General features: G+C 69.2%; 19 protein-coding genes. 2 read left to right on the forward strand and 17 right to left on the reverse strand.

Going from position 1 to position 23,547, the window contains the following annotated elements; translation table 11 throughout:
- Positions 1 to 77: 77 nt before the first annotated feature.
- From yjfF to LSF15_RS08680, 13 genes are all read right to left on the reverse strand, one after another.
- Positions 78 to 1,178 (reverse strand): galactofuranose ABC transporter, permease protein YjfF, encoded by a 1,101-nt coding sequence (yjfF, locus tag LSF15_RS08620; RefSeq protein WP_232498117.1) that lies wholly within the window; start codon positions 1,176 to 1,178, stop codon positions 78 to 80.
- On the reverse strand, positions 1,175 to 2,218 hold the full coding sequence (locus LSF15_RS08625) for an ABC transporter permease (RefSeq protein WP_232498118.1): 1,044 nt from the start codon (positions 2,216 to 2,218) through the stop codon (positions 1,175 to 1,177). The genes yjfF and LSF15_RS08625 overlap by 4 nt, the downstream gene beginning before the upstream one ends.
- The gene (locus LSF15_RS08630; protein WP_372459954.1) at positions 2,215 to 3,837 is read right to left on the reverse strand and encodes a sugar ABC transporter ATP-binding protein; all 1,623 of its coding nucleotides are present in this window, start codon (positions 3,835 to 3,837) and stop codon (positions 2,215 to 2,217) included. The genes LSF15_RS08625 and LSF15_RS08630 overlap by 4 nt, the downstream gene beginning before the upstream one ends.
- Positions 3,838 to 3,941: 104 nt before the next feature.
- On the reverse strand, positions 3,942 to 4,928 hold the full coding sequence (locus LSF15_RS08635; protein ID WP_232498119.1) for an ABC transporter substrate-binding protein: 987 nt from the start codon (positions 4,926 to 4,928) through the stop codon (positions 3,942 to 3,944).
- A gap of 231 nt (positions 4,929 to 5,159) precedes the next feature.
- A complete protein-coding gene (locus tag LSF15_RS08640) occupies positions 5,160 to 6,311 on the reverse strand; it encodes a LacI family DNA-binding transcriptional regulator (protein WP_232498120.1) in 1,152 nt (383 codons plus the stop codon).
- 26 nt (positions 6,312 to 6,337) lie between these two features.
- Entirely contained in the window at positions 6,338 to 7,861 is a 1,524-nt protein-coding gene (gene araA, locus LSF15_RS08645) for an L-arabinose isomerase (protein ID WP_232498121.1), read from the reverse strand.
- Positions 7,862 to 7,992: 131 nt separating this feature from the next.
- Positions 7,993 to 9,603 (reverse strand): xylulokinase, encoded by a 1,611-nt coding sequence (locus tag LSF15_RS08650; RefSeq protein WP_232498122.1) that lies wholly within the window; start codon positions 9,601 to 9,603, stop codon positions 7,993 to 7,995.
- Positions 9,600 to 10,346 (reverse strand): L-ribulose-5-phosphate 4-epimerase, encoded by a 747-nt coding sequence (locus LSF15_RS08655; protein WP_308188452.1) that lies wholly within the window; start codon positions 10,344 to 10,346, stop codon positions 9,600 to 9,602. The genes LSF15_RS08650 and LSF15_RS08655 overlap by 4 nt, the downstream gene beginning before the upstream one ends.
- 301 nt (positions 10,347 to 10,647) lie before the next feature.
- Positions 10,648 to 11,892 (reverse strand): multiple monosaccharide ABC transporter permease, encoded by a 1,245-nt coding sequence (gene mmsB, locus LSF15_RS08660; protein ID WP_232498123.1) that lies wholly within the window; start codon positions 11,890 to 11,892, stop codon positions 10,648 to 10,650.
- A 26-nt stretch (positions 11,893 to 11,918) separates the two neighbouring features.
- Positions 11,919 to 13,448 (reverse strand): multiple monosaccharide ABC transporter ATP-binding protein, encoded by a 1,530-nt coding sequence (gene mmsA, locus LSF15_RS08665; protein ID WP_232498124.1) that lies wholly within the window; start codon positions 13,446 to 13,448, stop codon positions 11,919 to 11,921.
- Positions 13,449 to 13,618: 170 nt separating this feature from the next.
- Positions 13,619 to 14,692 carry a multiple monosaccharide ABC transporter substrate-binding protein gene (chvE, locus tag LSF15_RS08670; RefSeq protein ID WP_232498267.1) on the reverse strand — a complete coding sequence of 358 codons (1,074 nt, stop codon included), beginning with the start codon at positions 14,690 to 14,692 and terminating at the stop codon, positions 13,619 to 13,621.
- Between the two features lie 164 nt (positions 14,693 to 14,856).
- On the reverse strand, positions 14,857 to 15,582 hold the full coding sequence (locus LSF15_RS08675; protein ID WP_232498125.1) for an L-ribulose-5-phosphate 4-epimerase: 726 nt from the start codon (positions 15,580 to 15,582) through the stop codon (positions 14,857 to 14,859).
- A 258-nt stretch (positions 15,583 to 15,840) separates the two neighbouring features.
- A complete protein-coding gene (locus tag LSF15_RS08680; protein ID WP_372459956.1) occupies positions 15,841 to 16,815 on the reverse strand; it encodes a LacI family DNA-binding transcriptional regulator in 975 nt (324 codons plus the stop codon).
- A 259-nt stretch (positions 16,816 to 17,074) separates the two neighbouring features.
- Between LSF15_RS08680 and LSF15_RS08685 the strand changes: the two genes are divergently transcribed.
- Positions 17,075 to 17,746 carry a hypothetical protein gene (locus LSF15_RS08685; RefSeq protein WP_232498127.1) on the forward strand — a complete coding sequence of 224 codons (672 nt, stop codon included), beginning with the start codon at positions 17,075 to 17,077 and terminating at the stop codon, positions 17,744 to 17,746.
- A gap of 84 nt (positions 17,747 to 17,830) precedes the next feature.
- On the opposite strand, the gene LSF15_RS08690 is transcribed toward LSF15_RS08685, so the two are convergent.
- Together LSF15_RS08690 and LSF15_RS08695 are read right to left on the reverse strand one after the other, a co-directional pair.
- Positions 17,831 to 19,273 (reverse strand): MFS transporter, encoded by a 1,443-nt coding sequence (locus LSF15_RS08690; RefSeq protein ID WP_232498128.1) that lies wholly within the window; start codon positions 19,271 to 19,273, stop codon positions 17,831 to 17,833.
- Positions 19,274 to 19,322: 49 nt separating this feature from the next.
- Entirely contained in the window at positions 19,323 to 20,153 is an 831-nt protein-coding gene (locus tag LSF15_RS08695) for an aldo/keto reductase (RefSeq protein ID WP_232498129.1), read from the reverse strand.
- A 187-nt stretch (positions 20,154 to 20,340) separates the two neighbouring features.
- Here LSF15_RS08695 and LSF15_RS08700 point away from each other — a divergent pair, with 187 nt between their 5' ends.
- Complete coding sequence (locus tag LSF15_RS08700) at positions 20,341 to 21,111, forward strand: SDR family NAD(P)-dependent oxidoreductase (protein ID WP_232498130.1); 771 nt, start codon at positions 20,341 to 20,343, stop codon at positions 21,109 to 21,111.
- Positions 21,112 to 21,185: 74 nt separating this feature from the next.
- Here LSF15_RS08700 and LSF15_RS08705 read toward each other — a convergent pair whose 3' ends face one another.
- Together LSF15_RS08705 and LSF15_RS08710 are read right to left on the reverse strand one after the other, a co-directional pair.
- Complete coding sequence (locus LSF15_RS08705; RefSeq protein ID WP_232498131.1) at positions 21,186 to 22,166, reverse strand: cyclase family protein; 981 nt, start codon at positions 22,164 to 22,166, stop codon at positions 21,186 to 21,188.
- Complete coding sequence (locus LSF15_RS08710) at positions 22,163 to 23,497, reverse strand: APC family permease (RefSeq protein WP_232498132.1); 1,335 nt, start codon at positions 23,495 to 23,497, stop codon at positions 22,163 to 22,165. Before LSF15_RS08710 ends, LSF15_RS08705 begins: the two co-directional genes overlap by 4 nt.
- Between the last annotated feature and the right edge of the window lie 50 nt (positions 23,498 to 23,547).

Raw genomic sequence — 23,547 nt, forward strand, 5'->3', positions numbered from 1 at the left:
TTATCCCGCCCGATCCGATCGGGAGCGGCAGGCGGAGGGCCCAGTCCGGAAACCTGCCCTCCGCCCACGCACGCGCGTCACCTGCGCCGCGACGTCAGCACCTTCTGCAGAATGATGAACACGAGCAGCAACGCGCCGATGAAGATCTTCGTCCACCACGAACTCAGCGTGCCCTCGAACGTGATGATCGTCTGGATGACGCCGAGCACGAGCACGCCGAGTACCGAGCCGAGTACGAACCCGTACCCGCCGGTCAGCAGGGTGCCGCCGATCACGACCGCGGCGATCGCGTCGAGCTCGGTGCCGACAGCCGTGAGCGGGTAGCCCGAGAGCGTGTAGAACGTGAAGAGCACGCCGGCCAGGCCCGAGCAGAAGCCCGAGATCACGTAGACGAGCACCTTCGTTCGTGCGACCGGGAGACCCATGAGGAGGCCCGACTGCTCGCCGCCGCCGATCGCGTACACCGTGCGGCCGAAACGCGTCGCATGCAGTACCCAGACCGCGAGCGCCACGACCGCGAGCGCGATGATGACGCTCGGCGTGACCGAGAGGCCACCGCCCAGCGGGATGCGCGAGACCGCGAGCTGCACGAACGTGGGCTCGACGATCGAGATCGAACTCTGGCTGATCACGTAGCAGAGGCCGCGGGCGAGGAACATCGCCGCGAGCGTCGCGATGAACGGCTGCACCTTGAAGACGTGGATCATGAGGCCGACGAGGAGGCCCAGCACGCTCGTCAGCACCAGGATCAGCGGGATCACGACCGCCGGCGACCAGCCGGTCTGCAGCAGGCTCGCCGCGATCATGCCCGAAAGCGCCACGACCGCCCCGACCGACAGGTCGATGCCGCCGGTGAGGATCACGAACGTCATGCCCACCGCGAGCACGATGAGGTACGCGTTGTCGACGAAGAGGTTGAGGAACACCTGACCCGAGAAGAAGCCTCGGTATCGAATGCCGCCGACGACGAACACTGCGACGAACAGGACGGCGGTCACCGTCACCGGGCCGTACTTCGGGCTCGTGAGGAGGCCCAGCGCCGCACTTCCGAATCGGGCGAGCGCGCTGCCGGACGAACCCGACCAGCCGGGTCGGCGGCCGCCGGTGCCGGCGGGACCGTGGGGCGGGCGTGGCGTACGACCGTCGGTGCGGCGGGGTGCGTCGAGAAGCTCGGTCATGATGCGGCCAGCCCCTTCCCGGCTCGCGCGGCGAGCCTTCGGCGGAATCCGCTGATCGAGGCGGCTGTGGTCGGCGACTGGAGCAGGCACACGATCGTGACGACCGCGGCCTTGAACACCATGGTCGCGATCGGCGGGATGCCGACCGTGTAGACGGTGGTGACGAGCGTCTGGATGACGAGTGCACCGACGAGCGTGCCGAACAGCGTGTACCGGCCGCCGGCGAGCGATGTGCCGCCGATCACCACCGCGAGGATCGCATCGAGCTCGATGAACAGACCCGTGTTGTTGGCGTCCGCCGCGGCGGTGTTCGCGGTGAGGATGAGCCCGGCGATCGCCGCGCACAGCGCGCAGAACGTGTACACCGCGAACAGCAGCCCGCGCGCCCGCAGGCCTGCCTGCCGGCTGGCCTCGGGATTGATGCCGACCGACTCGATGAGCATGCCGAGCGCGGTGCGGCGGGTCACGAGCGCGGCGATGCCGAACACCACCGCCGCGATGACCACCGCGACCGGCACGCCGAACCAGAAGCCCGAGCCGAGGAACTTGAACGGCGGGCTGTTGACCGTCAGGATCTGTCCCTCGGTGATGAGCATCGCGACGCCGCGCCCCGCGGTCATGAGGATGAGCGTGGCGATGATCGGCTGGATGCCGAGCACCGCGACGAGGAATCCGTTCCAGACGCCGAGGACGAGCGAGATGAGCAGTGCCACGGCCACGGCGACGGCGACCGTCGCGAGATTGCCGGGCTCGGGCGAGCCGAGGATGATCGAGCAGGCGACCGCGCCGGAGATGGCCGCGACGGCCCCGACCGAGAGGTCGATGCCGCGCGTGGCGATGACGAGCGTCATGCCGACGGCGATGATCAGCGTGGGCGCGCCGTTGCGCAGGATGTCGATCAGGCTGCCGAACAGCTGTCCGTCGCGCACGGTGATCGTGAAGAAGCCGGGGAACGCGACGAGGTTGATCGCGAAGAGTACGAGCAGCATCACGATCGGCCAGAACAGCCGGTGCGACACGACCTTGGCGAGCCCGCTCATCGGGTGCCTCCTTGCGTGGTGGGGGTGGGTTCGATCTCGGCGAGCGCCTCGTCGTCGGACGCGACGCGCCCGTCGGCGATGAGGGTCAGCAGCGAATCGACGGTGAGCCCGTCGTTCTCGAGGTCGGCGACGACGTGCCGGTCGCGGAGCACCACCACTCGGTGGCTCAGCCGCAGCACCTCCTCGAGCTCGGCCGAGATGAACAGCACGCTCATGCCGTTCTCGGCGAGGTTGAACACGAGCTTCTGGATCTCGGCCTTCGCGCCGATGTCGATACCGCGCGTCGGCTCGTCGAGGATGAGCAACCGGGGGGCGATCGCGAGCCAGCGGGCGAGCAGCACCTTCTGCTGGTTGCCGCCCGAGAGGTTGCGCACGAGTGCGTCGGGGTTGCCGGGACGGATGTTGAGCGCCTGGATGTAGCTCTGCGCGAGCTCGTCCTGCTTCTTCTTCGGGATCGGGCGGAACCAGCCGCGGTCGGCCTGCAACGCGAGCACGATGTTGTCGCGCACCGTGAGATCGCCGACGATGCCTTCGTCGCGACGGTTCTCGGACGAGAACGCGATGCGCCTGGCGATCGCCTGCCGCGGGGTGCGCAGTCTCACCGTCTCGCCGCGGATCGTCAGCTCGCCGGTGTCGGCGCGGTCGATGCCGCCCAGCAGACGCGCGAACTCGGTGCGGCCCGAGCCGAGCAGGCCGGCGAGGCCCACGACCTCGCCGGCGGCGATCGGGAGGTCGGCCGGGTTGATCGCGCCGCGACGGCCGAGCTTCGACGCCGAGACGAAGGTCGCGGCATCCGATTCGTCGACGACCACCGCGTGGGCGCGCTGCTCGAGATCGTCGAGGGTGGTGAGCTCCTTGCCGATCATCTTTTGCACGAGGTCGATGCGGAGGAGCTCCTCGACGAGGTACTCCCCCACGAGCGTGCCGTTGCGCAGCACCGTGAGCCGATCGCAGATCTCGTACACCTGGTCGAGGAAGTGCGAGACGAACAGGATGGCGACATCTTGGTCTCTGAGCGAGCGAATGACACGGAACAGCTCGGCGACCTCGTCGGCGTCGAGCGACGACGTGGGCTCGTCGAGGATCAGGACCTTCGCGTTCACGTCGATCGCGCGCGCGATCGCGATGAGCTGCTGCACCGCGAGCGAGTGGTCGCCGAGCAGCGAGCCCGGGTCGACATCGAGGCCCAGGCCGGCGAGCAGCTCGGCGGACCGGCGGCGCATCGCGCGCCAGCCGATGCCGCCGAACCGGCGCGGTTCGCGGCCGAGCATGATGTTCTCGGCCACCGAGAGGTTCGGCAGGAGGTTCACCTCTTGATACACGGTGGAGATGCCCGCGGCCTGCGCCTGCGCGGGCCCGCTGAACGAGACCTGCGCGCCCGAGAGCGTGATGGTGCCGGCGTCGATGCCGTACACGCCCGTCAGGGCCTTGATGAGCGTCGACTTGCCGGCGCCGTTCTCGCCCATGAGCGAGTGCACCTCGCCGGGGAACATGCGGAAGTCGACGCCGTCGAGCGCCTTCACGCCCGGGAAGCCGATCGAGATGCCACGCATCTCCACGACGGGCGATCGCGGTACGGCCGTGTTCTCTGAGGTCACGTTGCTCACGGTGCTCTCCATCGAGTCGGGTTGTCGGTCTGCGGGTCGAGGAGCCGCGAAGCGGCGTCTCGAGATCTGTGCGGGTCGAGGAGCCGGTGTCGCGACTCCTCGACCCGCGGATCGGATCAGTACTGGCGGTCGGGCAGCGCCTCGATCGCCTGCTCCTGCGTGAAGGTGGTCTCTTCGGTGACGATGCGCTTCTCAGGCGTCTCGCCGTCGTTGACCTGCGTGATGATCTCGATGAGCTGAGCGCCGAGCAGGGGCGAGCACTCGACGATGAAGTTGATCTTGCCGTCGGCGAGGGCCTGCATGCCGTCCTTGACCGCGTCGACCGTGACGATCTTGATGTCTTCGCCGGGCACGAGCCCCGCCGCCTCGATCGCCTCGATCGCGCCGAGACCCATGTCGTCGTTGTGCGCGTAGATCAGGTCGACGCCGGGGTTCGACTTGAGCAGCGCCTCGGTGACCTGCTTGCCGCCCGCGCGGGTGAAGTCGCCGGTCTGGCTGGCGACGACCTCGAGGTTCGGGTTCTCGGCGATGACCTCGGCGAAGCCCTCGGCGCGGTCGATCGCCGGCGCGGCGCCCGTCGTGCCCTCGAGCTGGATGATCTCGACGGGCTCGGTCGTGTCGGCGTACTCGTCGAGCACCCACTGGCCGGCCTTCTCGCCCTCGAGGACGAAGTCCGAGCCGAGGAACGACACGTACAGTGACTCGTCCTTCGAGTCGACCGCACGGTCGGTGAGCACGACGGGGATGCCGGCGGCCTTCGCTTCGTTGAGCACGGCGTCCCAGCCGGTCTCGACCACGGGTGAGAACGCGATCACGTCGACCTGCTGCTGGATGTACGAGCGGATCGCCTTGATCTGGTTCTCCTGCTTCTGCTGTGCGTCGGAGAACTTGAGCTCGATGCCCGCCTCCTCGAAGGCGGCCTGGATGTCCTTGGTGTTGGCAGTGCGCCATCCCGACTCGGCGCCGACCTGGGCGAACCCGACGACGAGTTCGTCGAGGGGCTTGGGGCCGCCTTCCGCGGCGCTGCCGCCGTCGGCGCCCGCGCAACCCGAGAGTGCGAGGAGCATGGCTCCCGCGGCCGCGATTCCGATGAGCTTCTTCATCAGGTGAACCTCCTTGTTCGTCTGCCGGCGGTGAACGTGCTGCGCTCCCGGTGCGCCGGGCGGCGAGATCCATTCGCGCCGCATTCGTGATGTTAGCGCTCACTTGTGAGCGCTCACAAGTGGCAGCTTGATCACGAAATGGTTACGAGAGCCCGCCTACCATTGGGGGATCCAGATGGAGGCCTCGACGAAGCGGCCGAGAATGTGAGCGCTCCAAAGGAGCGTGGCAGTTCAGGCGCGCGGCGGTGCGGTGGTGGCGCGAACGATGAGCTCGGGCACCCGGGTCGTGCGCTCATGCGCCGGGTGCTCACCATTCACGCCAGCCGCGCCCCGGTGGCCGGGCACGCCGCCGTCGCCAGCCGCGCCCCGGTCGCCGGGCACGCCGAGCACGTCGAGCACCGTCGACATGACGTCGCGGCCGAGCGCGTCGAAGTCCTGCCGCACGGTCGTGAGCGCGGGCGTGAAGTATGCCGCTTCGGGAATGTCGTCGAAGCCGACGATGCTGAGGTTGCCGGGCACGTCGACTCCTGCGGCGTGACAGGCGTGCAGCACCCCCAGCGCCATCTGGTCGTTCGCGACGAACACGGCCGTCGCGTCGGGGTCGGCGATGAGCGCCTGCCCGGCCGCGTGGCCCGACGACGCGAGCCAGTCGCCCTCGATCGGGTCGCGAACCTCGAGTCCGTGCTCGGCCATGGCGTCGCCCCAGCCGCGCCGGCGCTCGGCGGCATCCATCGAGTCGGCCGGCCCGGTGACGTGCCGGATGGCGCGATGCCCGAGCCCGATGAGGTGCTCGGTCGCGAGCCGGGCGCCGGCGTACTGGTCGATCGCCACCCGGTGCGGCCCGGGGCGGCCAGCAGCCGCAGGCTCCGGCGGCGGAGCCGGCTCCGACGCCACCGCAACGATCGGAACTCCGGCGTCGATGCCCGACACCACCGCCACCCCGTCACGCTCACCCGAGATGAGCACGATCGCCTCGACCCGCTGCAGCACGAGCCGGTGCACCGCCTGCGTGAGCGTGTCGGCGTCGATCGACCGCATGCTCGCCTGGCTCACCGTGTAGCCCGAGTCGCGCGCGGCCTCGTTGAACCCGAGCGCCGCGTTCGACGGCCCGTAGTCGGGACGGCCGGCGAGGATCAGCCCGATCGACCCCGAACGCCGCTTCGCCATGGCCCGCGCCGCCGGCGAGGGTGTGTAGTTCAGGTCGGCGATCGCCTGCTCGACGCGCTCTTTCGTCGACGCCGCGACGCCCGTGAGTCCGTTGAGCACACGCGACACGGTCTGATGCGAGACCCCGGCTCGACGAGCCACGTCGAACATGGTCGGCACGCCGGAGGGTTCAGCCGGGACATCCGCCTCGACCGGCCCGCCCGCCTGCCTGCTCACGCGTCCCCTGCCCGGCACCCGTCGACTCAGAGGCCCTGTGCCAGTCGGAAGTAGGCCTGGTTCCAGCGTACTTCGCGCTGGAAATCGGGCAGCGTCGTCTGCTCGTCGATGACGAGCAACTCGGTCTTCGCCATCTCGGCGAAGTCGCGGAACACGTCGACGCCCACCGCGGTCGACATCACCGTGTGGTGCGCGGCGCCGGCCGTGAGCCAGGCCGCGGCCGACGTGCGGAAGTCGGGCGCCGGCTTCCAGACGGCGCGTCCGACGGGCAGGTTGGGCAGCGGATGCCGCGGCTCGACGTTCTCGACCACGTTGGCCGTGAGTCGGAACCGGTCGCGCATGTCGCTGAGCGCGACGACGACCGCCGGGCCGGGGTCGGCCGTGAAGACGAGCCGCACGGGGTCGTCCTTGCCGCCGATGCCGAGCGGGTGCACCTCGAGCGACGGGCGCGACGTCGTGAGCGACGGCGACACCTCGAGCATGTGCGCCCCGAGGATGAGCTCGTCGCCGGGCGTGAGGTCGTAGGTGTAGTCCTCCATGAGCGACGCGCCGCCGGGCAGGCCCGCGCCCATGACGTTCGCGATGCGCACGAGCACGGCGGTCTTCCAATCGCCCTCGGCGCCGAAGCCGTAGCCCTCGGCCATGAGCCGCTGCACCGCGAGGCCCGGCAGCTGCTTCAACGCGCCGAGGTCTTCGAACGACGTGGTGAAGGCGCCGAAGCCGCCCTCTTCGAGGAACGAACGCAGGCCCGACTCGATCGCCGCGCCGTACCGCAGCGAGGCATGGCGGTCGCCGCCCGTGCGGAGCGACGGAACCACGTCGTACAGCTCCTCGTACTCGGCGACGAGGGCGTCGATGTCGGCATCGGCCGTCGCATGCACCGCCTCGGCGAGCTCGTTCACGCCCCACGTGTTCACCTGCACGCCGAACCGCAGCTCGGCCTCGGTCTTGTCGCCCTCGGTGACGGCGACGTAGCGCATGTTGTCGCCGAAGCGGGCGAGCTTCAGGTTGCGCGACGCCGCGAGCCCGGCCGCCGCGCGCTGCCACGTGCCGAGCTCGGCCTGCATGCGCGGGTCGGAGGCGTGCCCCACGATCGTCTTACGCGGCACGCCGAGGCGGGTCTGGATGTACCCGAACTCGCGGTCGCCGTGCGCGGCCTGGTTGAGGTTCATGAAGTCGAAGTCGATCTCGCCCCAGGGCAGCTCGACGTTCGCCTGCGTGTGCAGGTGCGCGAGCGGCTTCTGCAGGGCGTCGAGTCCGGCGATCCACATCTTCGCGGGGCTGAATGTGTGCATCCACGCGGTCACGCCGATCACGCGGTCGTCGGCGTTGGCCTCGAGCGCGACCCGCTTGATCGCGGCCGAGTCGGTGAGCACCGGCTTCCAAACGAGTCGCACCGGCACATCGGATGACCCGCCGAGCGTCTCGGCGATGACCCTCGACTGCTCGGCGACCTGACGCAGGGTGTCCTCGCCGTAGAGCCCCTGGCTGCCGGTGAGGAACCAGACCTCGTACGCGTCGAGCGAGGTGGCGAGCGGGGTGCGGGTCATCGGTGTCTCCTGGGGTTCATGGCGGTGCGAGGTTCGGTGGTGGCGAGGTCGGTGGTGAGGTTCGGTGGCGAGGTTCGCGGTGGTGCCGGGGTTCGCACTGGGTGCGAGCCGGCCGGTGACGGTGCGGGCGGTCAGAGCGCGTCGACGGCGGCGGCCTCGGCGGCGAGCCCGGCCCGGTAGCGGTCGAGGTAGGCGGCGAAGCCGGCGATATCCGCCGGATCGGGGTCGACGGTGTCGACAGCGGCGTTCGCGAAGACGCGGTCGCGCAGGTACGCGCCGAGGTCGAGCTCGTCGGCCGTGGACAGGTACGACGCGAGCACGGCGATGCCCCAGGCGCCGCCCTCCGACGCGGTTTCGCCGACCGCGACGGGCGCCTCGAGCGCGCCCGCGAGGAACCGCTGGGCGACCCCGGCGGTGCGGAAGATACCGCCGTGGGCGAACATCCGGTCGAGTTCGACGCCCTCGCCGGCGAGCACCCGCATGCCGAGCGCCAGGGTGCCGTACACGCCGTACAACTGGGCGCGCATGAAGTTCGCGAGGGTGAGCGTGCTGTCTGGGGTGCGGACGATCAGGGGCCGACCCTCGGCGAGCCCCGCGATCGGCTCGCCGGCGAGGTGGTTGTAGGCGAGCAGCCCGCCCGCGTCGGCCTCGCCGTCGAGGGCCTCGCGGAAGAGCGCCTCGAACACGGCGTCGGTGTCGACCGAGAGCCCGGCGACCGCGGCGAACCGCCCGAACACGCCCGCCCAGGCGGCGAGTTCGCTCGCCCCGTTGTTGCAGTGCACCATCGCCACGGGATCGCCCGCGGGCGTCGTGACGACGTCGAGTTCGTGGTGGGCGTGCTCGAGCGGCCGTTCGAGCACGACCATCGCGAAGATGCTCGTTCCGGCACTGACGTTGCCCGTGCGCGGCGCGACCGAGTTCGTGGCGACCATGCCCGTGCCGGCGTCGCCCTCGGGCGGGCACAGCGCGGCCCCCGGCCGCAGTGCGCCCGTGGGGTCGAGGAGCGCGGCGCCCTCGGCGGTGAGCGCCCCGGCCGGCCGACCCGCGGGCAGTACCTCTGGAAGCAGCTCTGCGACGTGCGGCCCGAGCGCGCGGTCGGCGACGAGCCCGTCGTAGACGCCCAGCAGCCGAGCGTCGTAGTCGTTGGTCGAGGAGTCGATCGGGAACATCCCCGAGGCATCGCCGACGCCGAGCACCTTGCGTCCCGTGAGCTTCCAGTGCACGTACCCGGCGAGCGTCGTGGAGAATCGGATGTCCCGCACGTGCGGCTCCCCGTCGAGGATCGCCTGGTGCAGGTGGGCGATCGACCACCGCAGCGGGATGTTCAGGCCGAACCGCTCGCTGAGCTCGGCGGCGGCGGCGCCCGTCGACGTGTTGCGCCACGTTCGGAACGGCACGAGCAGTTCATCGTCCGCGTCGAACACGAGGTAGCCGTGCATCATCGCCGAGACGCCGATCGCGCCGAACGTCTGCGGCTCCACGTCGTAGCGCCGTCGCACGTCGGCGACGAGGTCGGCGTAGGCCGCCTGCAGGCCCGACCAGACGGCCTCGAGCGAGTAGGTCCAGCGGCGGTCGACGAACTCGTTCTCCCACTCGTGGCTGCCGACCGCGAGCACGTCGGTCGCATCGTCGCCGACCAGGCACGCCTTGATGCGGGTCGAACCGAGTTCGATGCCGAGCGAGGTGCGCCCCTCGAGGATCGCCGTTCTCGCGTCATCCGTCGACTTGGCGGTGTCGGTCATCGGCGTGCATCCCCACTCTGGCCATAGGCGTTCTGGTAGCGGTCGTAGAGGCGGTCGATCGCCTGCTGCGGGATCGGAATGAGCGGGCCCGCCTCGCGGGCGAGGTGCACGCTGCGGGCGACGTCCTCGACCATGACGGCCGCCTTCACGGCGTCCTTCGCGTTCGCGCCGATCGTGAACGGACCGTGGTTCTGCATGAGCACCGCGCGGGACCGGTGGCCCCTCAGCGTCTCGACGATGCCGCGGCCGATCGAGTCGTCCCCGATGATCGCGAACGGGCCGATCGGGATCGGCCCGCCGAACTCGTCGGCCATCGCCGTGATGACGCACGGGATCTCTTCACCGCGCGCCGCCCAGGCGACGGCGAAGGCCGAGTGGGTGTGCACGACGCCGCCGACCTCGGGCATGTGCCGGTACACGTAGGCGTGCGCGGCCGTGTCGCTCGACGGACTGCGGTCGGAGCCGGGCGTGCCCGGGATCACGTTGCCTTGGAGGTCGCAGAGGATCATGTTCTCGGGCGTGAGCTCGTCGTACGAGACGCCCGAAGGCTTGATCACGAACAGGTCGGCGCCGGGCACGCGGCCCGAGACGTTGCCGCCCGTCCAGACGACGAGCCCGTAGCGCACCAGTTCGCCGTGCAGCTTCGCGACGTCGTCGCGCACCTGCGCGATCGCCGCCTCGAACTCGGGAGCGAGCTCGGGGGCGAGCTCGGGTGCGAGCTCGGGTGCTGGGCTGGTCGTCACGCGGGGGCTCCTTCGTCACTGATTCGTTAGCGCTAGCAACGATCAATGTTAGCGCTAACGGAATGCCGCTGCAAGGGACATCCGTCGCCCGCCGGCCAACTCACCCGCGGTCCCTCCCCGCCCAGCGGGAACCTCGTGCCGAAGCCCAGTGCAGGAACTTCCGGCCCCTCGTCGGCGTGCCGCCGTGCCCCGCTCGGCGTGTCGGCCGGTGCTTCCTTCATTCGCGCCGACACGCCGACGTGTCCCCAGACGACGAGGGCCCCCGCCGGATGGCGGGGGCTCTCGGTCGTAGCGGGTGCGGTCAGTTGCCGCCCGACCGGCGCTTGTTGTACACGTCGAACGCGACCGCGAGCAGCAGCACGAGGCCCTTCACGGCCTGCTGCCACTCGATGCCGATGCCCATGATCGACATGCCGTTGTTGAGCACGCCGATGATGAGGCCACCGATGATCGCGCCGCCGATCGTGCCGACGCCGCCCTGCACGGCCGCGCCGCCGATGAACGCCGCCGAGATCGCCTCGAGCTCGAACCCGTCACCGGCCTTCGGCCCGGCGAGGTTCAGTCGGGCTGTGAAGATGAGGCCCGCGAGCGCGGCGAGCACGCCCATGTTGACGAACAGCCAGAAGTCGACCCGGCGGGTCTTGATGCCCGACAGCTCGGCTGCGTGACGGTTGCCGCCGATCGCGTAGATGTGGCGGCCGAACACCGTGCGGTTCATCACGACGCCATACACGAGCACGAGCACCGCGAGGATGATGAGCGTGATCGGGATGCCCTTGTACGACGCGAGCGAGTAGGCGAAGAAGCCGATCGCGACCGAGACGAGCACGAGCTTCGTGATGAACCACGCCATCGGCTCGACGTCCTGGCTGTACTTCTGGCGTCCGCGGCGGGTGCGCACCTGCTGCACGACGAGCGCGATGATCGCGAGCGCGCCGACTCCCAGGGTCAACGGATCGATCTCGAACTCGCCGAACACATCCGTGAGGAATCCGTTGCCGAGGGCGCGGTACTCGGCGGGGAACGAGCCGATGTTCGCGTTGCCGAGTACGACGAGGGCGAGACCGCGGAAAATGAGCATGCCGGCCAGGGTCACGATGAACGCGGGAATGCCCACGTAGGCGATCCAGAAGCCCTGCCACACGCCGACCAGCGCGCCGATGCCGAGCGAGAGGATGACCGCGAGCCACCACGGCAGGCCCCATTGCACGGCGAACACGCCAGAGCAGGCACCGACGAAGGCCGCGACCGATCCGACCGAGAGGTCGATGTGGCCGGCGATGATCACCATCACCATGCCGATCGCGAGCACGAGGATGTACCCGTTCTGCACGACGAGGTTCGAGATGTTCTGCGGGCGAAGCAGGATGCCGTCGGTGAGGATCGCGAACAGCACGACGACCGCGATGAGCGCGATGAAGATGCCGTTCTTGCCGAGGTCGGCCAGGATGTGGCTCAGGCGGTCGGTGAGCTTGTTCTCGGTCGGGTTGACGTTGCCACCGCCGACGCGGGCTTCCTCGATGGTGGGGGGATTGGGGTTCGACATGGGGTTCTCCTGGTGGTCCGCCGGGGTCAGCGGGGCTTTTCCATGGTCATGAGCTTGAGCATCGCCTCGGGTGTCGCCTCGGCGACGGGGAGCTCGCCGGTGATGCGGCCCTCGGAGAGCGCGTAGACGCGGTCCGAGATGCCGAGGAGCTCGGGCAGCTCCGACGAGATGACGATGATGCCCTTGCCCTGGGCTGCGAGCCGATTGATGATCGAGTAGATCTCGTACTTCGCACCCACGTCGATGCCGCGGGTGGGCTCATCGAGGATGAGCACGTCGGGGTCGGAGTAGATCCACTTCGACAGGACGACCTTCTGTTGGTTGCCCCCCGAGAGCTTGCCGGTCTTCACGAGCACGTTCGGCGCCTTGATGTTCATCGAGGTGCGGTACTCGTTGGCGACCTTGTACTCCTCGTTGTCGTGCACGAGACCGTACTTCTCGAGCTTCTTCAGCGATGCCATCGAGATGTTGCGCTTGATGTCCTCGATCAGGTTGAGACCGTAGGTCTTGCGATCCTCGGTCGCGTAGGCGATGCCGTGCTGGATGGCCTCGGCGACGGTGCGCGTTCGGATCTCGTTGCCGCGCAGGAACACGCGGCCCGAGATCTTCGATCCGTACGACTGGCCGAACAGGCTCATCGCGAACTCGGTGCGCCCCGCGCCCATGAGCCCGGCGATGCCGACGATCTCGCCGGCGCGCACGTTGAGATTGACCTTGTCGACGACGACGCGCGACGTGTCCTGCGGGTGGTGCGCCGTCCAGTCCTCCACGCGCAGCAGCTCTTCGCCGATGTGGGGCGTGTGGTCGGGGTACCGGTGCTCGAGGTCGCGACCCACCATGTCCTTGATGATGCGGTCTTCGGTGACATCGGTCTTCGCGATGGTCTCGATGGTCTTGCCGTCGCGGATGACGGTGACCGAGTCGGCGACCTTCTTGATCTCGTTCAGCTTGTGGCTGATGATGATCGACGTGATGCCCTGCCCCTTGAGGTGCAGGATCAGGTTCAGCAGGTGATCGGAGTCCTCGTCGTTGAGGGCTGCGGTCGGCTCGTCGAGAATGAGCAGCTTGACCTCTTTCGAGAGCGCCTTGGCGATCTCGACCAGCTGCTGCTTGCCGACGCCGATGTCCATGATCTTCGTCGTGGGGTTCTCGCGCAGGCCGACTCGGGCGAGCAGCTTCGACGCCTCGAAGTTCGTCTTGTTCCAGTCGATGAGCCCGCCGCGCCCGCGCAGCTCGTTGTTCAGGAAGATGTTCTCGGCGATCGAGAGGTAGGGGCTGAGCGCCAGCTCCTGGTGGATGATGACGATGCCCTTGGCCTCACTGTCGGTGAGGTCCTTGAACTCGACCGTCTCGTTCTCGAAGACGATGTCGCCGTTGTAGGTGCCGTGCGGGTAGACACCCGAGAGCACCTTCATGAGGGTCGACTTTCCGGCCCCGTTCTCGCCGCAGATCGCGTGCACCTCGCCGCGCGCGACCGAGAGATTGACGTTCGCGAGGGCCTTCACGCCCGGGAACGTCTTCGTGATGCCGCGCATCTCGAGAATGTCAGTGGTCATCGTTGCTCCTGCTGCTCCTGCTTGATCACCGGGACCGCCGGTCGAGTAGCGGGCGGAACCCGCGTATCGAGACCTGCCCAGAGAGATTAGCCTGCTGGGGCTCGATGCGCGGGGTTTCGAGACGCGCCTTCGGCGCTGCTCAACCCGCTACTCGACCGACGAATCACTCATCAGCCGTTGATTTCCTCTTCGGTCCAGTAGCCGCTTTCGACCAGGACCTCGGTGATGTTGTCCTTGACGACGATCTGCGACTCGAGCAGGTACGACGGCACGGTCTTCACGCCGTTGTCGTAGTCCTCGGTGTTGTTGACCTCGGGCTCTTCGCCGTTCAGGATCGCCGCGGCCATGTCGACGGCGACGGCCGCGAGCTCACGGGTGTCCTTGAAGATGGTGGCGAACTGCTCGCCCGAGTTGATCGCCTTGACCGAGTCGAGCTCGGCGTCCTGGCCCGAGATGATCGGCCAGCCCTCGCCGACCGAGTAGCCCGCGTCGGTGAGCGCCGAGATGATGCCGCGCGACAGGCCGTCGTAGGGCGAGAGCACCGCGTTGACCGTGGAGCCGTCGGAGTACGTCGAGGTGAGGATGTTCTCCATGCGCTCCTGCGCGACCTCGCCGTCCCAGCGGAGGATGGCGGCCTGCTCGAAGTCGGTCTGGCCCGACTTCACGACGAGGGTGCCCTCGTCGATGTACGGCTGCAGGGTGTCGATCGCGCCGTTCCAGAAGAACGTGGCGTTGTTGTCGTCGGGCGAACCGGCGAACAGCTCGACGTTGAAGGGCCCGGCAGGCGCATCGGCCGCCGGCTCGCCCTCGAGGTCGGTCAGGCCGAGGCCGTTGAGCAGCGAGGTCGCCTGCTGGACGCCGACGATGTAGTTGTCGAACGACGCGTAGTAGTCGACGTTCTCGGAGTCGCGGATGAGGCGGTCGTACGCGATCACGGGGATCTCGGCGTCGGCCGCGTCCTGCAGCACCTGCGTCAGGGTGGTGCCGTCGATCGAGGCGATGATGAGCGCCTCGGCGCCCTTCGTGATCATGTTCTCGATCTGCGAGACCTGCGTGGGGATGTCGTCCTCTGCATACTGCAGGTCGACCTTGAAGCCCTGCTCCTCGAGCTGCTCCTTGACGGCGTCGCCGTCCTGGATCCAGCGCTCGGAGCTCTTGGTGGGCATCGCGACGCCGATGAGGCCGCCGTCGCTGCCGCCATCGCCGCCGCCGGCGTTGCCCGAGCACGCCGCGAGCGCCAGCATCGAGCCGGCCGCAAGCGTCGCGAGAAGCACCTTCTTCGTGTTCTTCACGGTGTTTCCTTTCACTGTGTCAATCAATTGGACGTCGTTGTCTTGGTGACTGTCGGAGTCGGCTGCGTCCATGCCAGCCGCCTCCCCTCGCCGACCGCCGTTGGCGATCGCAAGTCTCATGTGGGTCTCTTCGCCGTTCGGCTGGGTTCGGTGACCTGCCCGTAGACGTTCTGGTAGCGCTCGTGGAGCGCATCGATCGCCTCCTGCGGGATCGGCACCAGCGGGCCCGCCTCGCGAGCCAGGTGCACGGTGCGGGCGACGTCTTCGACCATGACCGCCGCCTTGACGGCGTCCTTCGGGGATGCACCGACCGTGAACGGGCCGTGGTTCTGCATGAGCACGGCTCGGCTGCGATGCCCAGCGAGGGTCTCGACGATGCCGCGCCCGATCGAGTCGTCCCCGATGATCGCGAACGGCCCGACCGGAATGGAACCGCCGAACTCGTCGGCCATCGCCGTGATCACGCATGGGATCGCTTCGCCCCGCGCAGCCCAGGCCGTCGCGTAGGTCGAGTGCGTGTGCACCACGCCACCGACCTCGGGCATGTTGCGGTACACGTAGGCGTGCGTCGCGGTGTCGGATGACGGGCTGAGTGCGGCGCCGGGAGTGCCCTCGATGACGTTCCCGTCGAGGTCGCACAGGATCATGTTCTCGGGAGCCAGCTCATCGTACGAGATGCCCGACGGCTTGATCACGAACAGGTCGGCGCCGGGCACACGACCTGAGATGTTGCCGCCCGTCCAGACGACGAGGCCGTAGCGCGTCAGCTCGGCGTGCAGCCGCGCCACCTCGGCGCGGACTCGCGCCACTGCGACCTCGACCTGCGGTCCGAACGTGCTCATGCGACTGCCGCCACCGCGGTGATGCCCGCTCCTCGACCGGCGCACGGGTGTTCGTGCGGCAACGGTGCAGCGGTGGTCGGCACGGTCGGGACTCCTTCGTCGAGGGGGGATGTCGCGTCATGTTCCGGGTCAATGTGACCGTTCACATGGCGACACTCATGTTAGCCACATCGCGGAACCCTCTGTCAACTCGCAAAAGTAACGGAACGGTAACGGCCACGTGAACGGCCACGTGAACGGCCGAAGGATGCCCGGCGGTCAGAACGAGGGCCGGCCGGTCGATCCACGCACGATGAGCTCGGGCACGATGGTGCTGTGGTGCTCGACCACCGCCGGGTCGATATCGCCCAGCAGCAGGGCGACGCACCGCCGGCCGAGCTCGGCGAAGTCCTGGCGCACCGTCGTGAGCGGCGGCCAGAAGTGCGCCGCCTCGGGCACATCGTCGAACCCGATGATCGACACGTCGCCGGGCACGTCGAGCCCGGCGTCGCGCACGGCATGCATGAGCCCGAGCGCCATCTGGTCGTTCGACGCGAAGATCGCCGTGAAGTCGCGCACGGTGAGCAGCTCTCGACCCGCGTAGTACCCGAAGTCCGCGGTCCAGTCGCCGAGGATCGGCGCGGTCGTCGGCACGTCCTGCGCGCTCATCTCGTCGAGGAACCCGCGCATCCGCGCCTCTGCCTCGATCCAGTCCTGGGGGCCGGCGAGGTGATAGATGTTCCGGTGCCCCAGTTCGATCAGGTGCCGGGTGGCCAGGCGCGCGCCTGCGATCTGGTCGACCGACAGGGTGCGCACCGGCTCGTCACCGGTCGACTGCAGGGTGACGAACGGCACGTCGATCGACATCTTCGCGAGCGTCTCGAGCACCCGCACCTGCGGGGCGATCACGACGAGGCCCTCGATGCTCTGCGCGGCGAGATGGGCGAGCGCGTCGGCGATCGATGCGGCGTCGGTCGACTCGAGGTTCGCCGTGCTGATCCAGTATCCCGATGCGCGCGCCGCCGTCTCGATCGCGGCGATGCTCGATGCGGGGCCGTACTGGGTGCTCGACGCCGACAGGATTCCGATGATGCGCGAGCGGCTCGTGACGAGTGCCCGCGCGGCCCGGTTGGGCTTGTACTGGAGCTCGGCCATCACGTCGAGCACGCGCTGCTTCGTCTCGGGTCGAATGCTCGGGTGATGGTTCAGGACCCGAGACACCGTCTGGTGCGAGACCCCGGCGAGGCGCGCCACATCGCGAATGCTCGGCGCGCGAGTGCGCTGCGCTTCCCCCGACACTGGACCTCGATCACGATTTCGGCATGTTCACGGTCACACACGCCGCCGAGTCCATTATGCACACGGCATGAGGGAATGTGACAGTCACACATGTGACGGTCACATGACCGTCACATGACGTGAACGACGACGGATGACCCCACGAGGGAGCCGTCGCGGTATCGTGCTGCCATCGCACCGCCCGGTGCGATGGCGCCGACCTCGAAAGGCCCCGATGGCCGACTTCATGCACGAGCTCCCCCTCAGCTGGCGGCCCCGGCGCGACGAGTCCGACGTCACGGGCGACTGGCGCGACGCCGTCGCCGAGGTCATCGACGTCGCGGCGACGCAGCTCGACGCCGCCGAGGTCGGCGACACCACACGCGATTGGCTCGCGACCGACTTCCTGCGGGCGGCGAGCTCGCGCCGGCTGACGTTCGCCGAATCCGAACCGCAGGCCGAACCCGACGCCGACGCCCACGCCGACGTTGCATCCGCCGCCGACGCCGACGCCCACCCCGGCTCGTCTGCTCACACACCGGCCGATCGGCTCCGTGTGGCCGCCATCTTCGCGCGCAACGCTCATGCCGTGCCGGTGCGCGTGCTCGCACGCACGGTCGCCGCCTACCTGTCCCTCGCCCACGAGATCGGCGCGGCGCCGACCATCGCCCCGCGCACGAGCGGGGCCGTCGCCCTCTACCTCGCGGCGAAGGCGCCGACGCCGATTCGCGCGGTCATCAAGGGGCATACGCTGCGCGCCCGTGACGCCGACTGGGACTTCGGGCGCGGCCCGGTGCTCGAGACCGACGCCGTGCCGATGCTCGAGTTCCTGCTCGGCCGCAGCGACTCGGCGCCGCGATCCGCGCCGCCGCCCGCACCGCCGTCGGCCCCGGGTGCTCCATGGTGAGCGGGCGGCGCCGCTCGTCGTCCCTCGCCGAGCCCCGCTGACGGCGATCCGAACGCAGACGCCCGCCCACGCGGCATCGGGGATTCAGGCGTCGACGGATGCCTCGACGGGCGGCCGCACTCGCGGCGCGAGCACCACCGCGACGAACGCGATGACGACGCACACGGCGAATTCGGCCGTGAACGCGCCGCCGGCGATCGTGCTCGCCACGAGCGCCGTCACGGCGAGGGCGAACGCGGCGCCGAGCGATTCGCCGATCGAGAGCGCCGCGCTGTTGAACCCCTGCGCCGACACGGCCGAGAGGCCCAGCACCGCAACCGAGAACCTCGGGTACATGAATCCCATCGCGGCACCCGCGAGCGTCCATGCGACGAACGCGATGACGGGGTTGAGTGTGAACGCCGCGACGGCGAGCACGACGATGAGCGCCGCGGCGAGCGTGCCGGCACCGATCTGCACGGCCTGCGTGTTCGACACCCGGTCGCCGAGCCGACCCTGCAGCCATGACGCGACCGCCCACGAGACGCCTGCGCCCGTGAGCACCGCGCCCGCGAGGCTCGGTGAGAACTCGTAGCGTTCGATGAACAGGTACGGCAGGTAGATCTCACTGCCGAAGAACGCGCCCGCGACGATGAGCCGCAGGAGTACGGTCGCCGGCAGGCCGCGCGTGGCGCGGAGCGTGCCCGACGGCATGAGCGGCCGCACCGCCACGACGACGAGCACGATCGACACGACGGCGATGATCCATCGCCAGGGCTCGGCGAACTCCTTCGAGAGCGACAGCGTCAGCGCTGCGGTCGCGGTGAGCAGCGCCCAGCCGACCCGGCCGAGGCTCCACTGCACCGACCCGTCGCCCTGCACCTGGTCGCGCACCCGCAGGATTGGCGGCAGCATCATGCCGGCCGCGGGCACGAGCAGGCCGATGACGCCGAGGAACACCCAGTGCCAGCTGAACGCCTCTGCGACCACCCCGGCGAGCGCGGGCCCGATGATCGATGGGATGACCCACGCCGCAGCGAATCCCGCGAACACGCGAGCGCGCAACTGCTCGGGATATACCCGCGCGACGATGACGTAGAGCGGCACGATGACCGCCGCGCCCGAGAGCCCGTGCACGAAGCGACCGACGATGAACACGACCATGTCGGTCGCCGTGCCCGCGATGACGAGCCCGACGACGAACAGCACCGCCGAGGTGACGAGCGACGGCAGGGGGCCCGCGCGGTCGGTCCAGTTGCCCGCGATGACCATGCCGATGATGCCCGCGGCGAGCGGCACCGCGAACGCGAGCGCGAACAGCGCCTCGCCGTCGAGGTCGTCGGCGACGAGCGGCATGATCGTGGTCACCGCCATCGCCTCGAAGGCGGCGAGGAAGATCAGCGAGAACATGCCGATCGAGAGCCACCGGTAGGGCGGCGAGAGCACGCCCGTCGCGTGCGGCGGCGAGACGTGCCCATCGGGCCGTGCCGTGACGAGCTCGTCGGCTGCGGTCTGGTTCGCGGGAGTCTCGGCGGTCGGCTCGGTCACCCGATCGACCCTACGACGTCATGTGCGAACATGGGCAATTCGGGGCGCCTCAGAACTCCTCGTGCGTGTCGGGGTCGCCGCCCCACAGACGACCGCGCGACAGCGCGGAGATCGCGTCGACCTCTTCGCTCGCGAGCGCGAAGCCGAACACGTCGAGGTTCGCGCGCCGGCGCGCGGCATCGGACGACTTCGGAATCGGCACGGCACCGAGCTCGACGTGCCAGCGCAGCACCACCTGCGCCGGCGTGACGCCGTGTGCATCGGCGAGCTCGACGATCACCGGCTCCTGCATGAGGTCGCTGCGCTTGGCCAGCGGGCTCCAGCTCTCGGTACGGATCTCGTGCTCGTCGTGGAACGCCCGCAGTTGCGCCTGCGGGAAGTACGGATGCAGCTCCACCTGGTTCACGACCGGCGCCACGCTCGTCTCGTCGATGAGCCGTGTGAGCATGTCGGCGGTGAAGTTCGACACCCCGATCGAGCGCACGAGGCCCTTCTCGCGCAGCGAGATCATCGCGCGCCAGCTGTCGAGGTACTTGTCGACACGCGGCAACGGCCAGTGGATGAGGTAGAGGTCGACCCAGTCGAGGTCGAGGTTCTTGCGGGACTGCTCGAAGCTCGCGAGCGTCTCGTCGAAACCGTGGTGCCGGCCGGGCAGCTTCGTGGTGATGACGAGGTCGCTGCGATCGACGTGGGTGCGCCGGATCGCCTCGCCGACCGCCTCTTCGTTGCCATAGTTGTACGCAGTGTCGATGAGCCGATACCCGTCGGCGATCGCCGTCGTGATCGCATCGATCCCCGCCTGGTCGTCGAGCCCGGACGTGCCGAGCCCGATCGCCGGAATCGAGTTGCCGTCGCGGAGGGCATAGGCGGGAGTGGTCATCTGTCCATCCTCACGTACGCAGGCGACGGATGCCACTGCGCCGCGCAGCTCGCACGGCCGGGTCGCTCAACGCGGGCGCATGATCCGGAAGAGTATTCGTTTGCATGGAATACGGTTGCCAAATGGACGTTGAACCAAGTGGGGCCACTCGGGTTCGAGACCGCCCCGCAGATGAAAGGAACACGTCATGACATTCCCCGTTCTCCAAGACAAGGTCGCCATCGTCACCGGCGCCGCACAGGGCATGGGCGAAGCCACGGCCCGCCTCTTCGCCCAGGCGGGCGCGAAGGTCGTCGTCGCCGACTTCAACCAGGAGAAGGGCCAGTCGGTCGTCGATGACATCGTCGCCAACGGAGGCGAAGCCGCGTTCGTCAAGGTCGACGTCTCGAAGGGCGAGCAGGTCAAGGCCATGGTCGCCGCCGCGGTCGAGAAGTACGGCCGCCTCGACGTCGCCGTGAACAACGCCGCACTCACGCCCGACCAGGCACCCATCCACGAGTTCGACGAGCAGTACTGGGACCGCATCATGTCGGTCGACCTCAAGGGCGTCGCCCTCAGCCTCAAGTACGAGATCCAGCAGCTGCGCGCCCAGGGCGGCGGCGGCTCGCTCATCAACATCTCGTCGGTGAGCGGCTTCCGCCCGCAGCCCGGCAACCCCGCCTACATCGCCGCGAAGCACGGCGTCGTCGGGCTGACCAAGGCTGCTGCGCTCGAGAACGGCGCCGAGAACATCCGCGTCAACTCGGTCGCGCCCGGAGCGATCGACACGCCCATGCTGCGCGGTGCGCTCGAGGAGATGGGCATCAACCCCGACGAGTACGCGCCCCAGCTCAGCCTGCTCAACCGGTTCGGTTCGGCCGACGAGATCGCCCAGGCGAGCCTCTGGCTCGCGTCCGACGCGTCGTCGTACGTCACCGGCACCACGATCCACGCCGACGCGGGCTACACCTCGCGCTGACCGCGTCCGCACGACTCCGGGCCCCCGATCCTCGTGATCGGGGGCCCGCGTCGTCGACCCGGACGCGTCGGAGCCTAGCCTTCGGGCAGCCGCGCGAACGCCCGCACGGGGAACGTGCCGAACCCGGCGACCCGTGGCGGCACCGCGGTGAACCGCGCGCCGCGCACGGGAACACGATCGAGCGCGGTCAGGTGCTCGACGACGTGGATGCCCGCGGCGAGCAGGATCGAATGCGCCGGCCGTGTGCCGCCCGACTCGGTGTCGTCGATGTTGAGGGCGTCGATGCCGACGATCACGACGCCGGTGCCGGCGAGATGCTGCGCCCCGGCCTCGGTGAGGAACGGCGAACCATGGGCGTATTCGGGTCGCCCGAAGTGACGGCTCCATCCGGTGTGCAGCAGCACGGCGGTGCCTGAGAGGTCGCGATCGAAGAACACCTCGGCGGGAATGCCGCGCCCCGCGGCATCCGTCAATCGGAACACCTCGGCGGGCACGTCGACGAGCGTGTCGAGCGACAGGCTCGCGAGGTCGCCGCCGTCGGCGTAGCGGTGGAACGGACTGTCGAGGTAGGTGCCCGTGTTGCCCGCCATCGTGATGAGGTCGATCTCGAACTCGGTGCCCGGCGCATAGTGCGCTCGCGACGCCTCGCGGGTGAGGTGCGGCGTGATGGTCGGCACGGGAATGCCCGGGTAGGTGACGAGCCCGGCACCGATCTCGTGGCTGAGGTCGACGAGCTCGCCCCGCTCGGCAGTATGCCCGATTCGGGGATTCGCCTGACTCGCCGCTGCAGCGGGGGCACCAGACGGCGTGTCGCCCGGAATCCCCGAATCCGGCAACACACCGCGCGACCCCTTGTGCGCCTCTTCGAGGATCTCGAGGTTCGTGAGCGCCACCGTGCCGACCAGGGCGAGCCCGAGGTGCCGCACGAGCAGCTCGCCGATCTCACCCTCGCTGAGCGAAGCCGACGGCAGGTCGAGGCGGAACGACTCCGCTCGCAACGACCCTCCGTTGACGAACGCGATCTCGGCGTCGAAATGGGCGCGGTACTCGGTCACTCGGCAGTTCGCAATGCTCGTCGGGACCGCAGCCGGCGCACCACGGTGACCGCGACGGCGGCGGCGGCGAGCACGAGCGGCACGATGAGGTTCGCCCAGGCGAGCACGAGCAGGCCGGCTGTGAGCACCGTCGCGACGACGGCGAGCCACCACCCGAACGACCAGCGGCGCAGCAGCAGCGTCGCGGCGAGCATGCCGACGGCGTAGATCGCCACCATGTTGCTCGTGTGGATGAGGATGAAGCCCGTGAGGTCGAGGTCGTTCAGCAGCATGAGGCCGAAGTACACGATGACGAGCAGGCCGGTGAGCGCGAGCGCCCGGCGAGGGACCTCGCCGTCGGCGGCGCCCTTGGCGAAGAAGCGCGGCAGGTCGCCGTCGCGACCGAGGGCCGCGCCGAGCTTGCCGAACGCAGGCAGGTAGGCGTTCATCACGCCGAGCGTCACGATCGCGGCGATGATCGCCACGAACACCGGCCCGACTCCGGGCGCGGTGGTCTCGACGAGGTCGAGCAGCGGCACCTGCCCCTCACCCGCACGATCGCCGAGGACCGCGACGGTGACGAACTGCAGCGCCAGGTAACCCGCGCCGACGACCACGACGGCGATCGCCGTCGCGAGCGGGATGGTGCGCCGCGGATTGCGGAACTCGCCGGCGATGTGGGTGCCGACCTCCCAGCCGGCGAACGCCCAGACGAACAGGCTGATCGCGACCCCGACTCCTGCCCAGCCGTTCGGCAGGAACGGTTGGAAGTTCGACGCCTCGACTGCCGGGAACGTCACGGCGACCACGCTGACGACCACGGTGATGAGCAACCCGGTGAGCACGAACTGCACCCAGCCGGCGACGCGCACCCCGAACCAGTTGGCGATGAACGGCGGCACGAAGACCGCGAAGCCGATGATCGGCACCGCCGCGCGGTCGACGCCGAGCACGGCGACCACGTACTCGCCGCCGAGCACGGCGAGCACGGGCGCGCCGACGCACACCCCGAAGTAGAACCAGTAGCCCGCCATGCGAGCGGCGGTGCCGCCGAGCGCGCGGCGCACGTAGCTCGCGACCCCGCCCGCGTCGGGATAGCGCGCGGCGAGCGCCGCGAAGGTGCCGGCGAGCGGGATCGAGAGCACGAGCACGGCGGCCACCGCGACGATCGATGCCGGGCCGGCGGCTGCGGCCGCGAGCCCGGGGAGCACGAGGATGCCGGTGCCGAGCACGCTCGCGATGTAGAGCGCCGTTCCCTGCCCGAGCCCGAGCGTGCCGTGGTGGGCGCCGTCTGCGGTCGTCGCCGCGACCTCGGCGGTTGCGGTGTCGGGAGCGGGCCTGATCGAAGTCACCCGCTCATTCTGCGGCATCCCACCGTCATCTACCGATGGCAGTAGTGACA

It is taken from the genome of Agromyces humatus, from assembly GCF_021228295.1.
Classification (GTDB): domain Bacteria; phylum Actinomycetota; class Actinomycetes; order Actinomycetales; family Microbacteriaceae; genus Agromyces; species Agromyces humatus.

Coding starts and splice junctions, on each gene's coding strand:
- yjfF (WP_232498117.1), bottom strand. CDS start 1,178: ATGACCGAGCTTCTCGACGCACCCCGCCGCACCGACGGTCGTACGCCA.
- LSF15_RS08625 (WP_232498118.1), bottom strand. CDS start 2,218: ATGAGCGGGCTCGCCAAGGTCGTGTCGCACCGGCTGTTCTGGCCGATC.
- LSF15_RS08630 (WP_372459954.1), bottom strand. CDS start 3,837: ATGGAGAGCACCGTGAGCAACGTGACCTCAGAGAACACGGCCGTACCG.
- LSF15_RS08635 (WP_232498119.1), bottom strand. CDS start 4,928: ATGAAGAAGCTCATCGGAATCGCGGCCGCGGGAGCCATGCTCCTCGCA.
- araA (WP_232498121.1), bottom strand. CDS start 7,861: ATGACCCGCACCCCGCTCGCCACCTCGCTCGACGCGTACGAGGTCTGG.
- LSF15_RS08650 (WP_232498122.1), bottom strand. CDS start 9,603: ATGACCGACACCGCCAAGTCGACGGATGACGCGAGAACGGCGATCCTC.
- mmsB (WP_232498123.1), bottom strand. CDS start 11,892: ATGTCGAACCCCAATCCCCCCACCATCGAGGAAGCCCGCGTCGGCGGT.
- mmsA (WP_232498124.1), bottom strand. CDS start 13,448: ATGACCACTGACATTCTCGAGATGCGCGGCATCACGAAGACGTTCCCG.
- chvE (WP_232498267.1), bottom strand. CDS start 14,692: ATGCTGGCGCTCGCGGCGTGCTCGGGCAACGCCGGCGGCGGCGATGGC.
- LSF15_RS08675 (WP_232498125.1), bottom strand. CDS start 15,582: ATGAGCACGTTCGGACCGCAGGTCGAGGTCGCAGTGGCGCGAGTCCGC.
- LSF15_RS08685 (WP_232498127.1), top strand. CDS start 17,075: ATGGCCGACTTCATGCACGAGCTCCCCCTCAGCTGGCGGCCCCGGCGC.
- LSF15_RS08695 (WP_232498129.1), bottom strand. CDS start 20,153: ATGACCACTCCCGCCTATGCCCTCCGCGACGGCAACTCGATTCCGGCG.
- LSF15_RS08700 (WP_232498130.1), top strand. CDS start 20,341: ATGACATTCCCCGTTCTCCAAGACAAGGTCGCCATCGTCACCGGCGCC.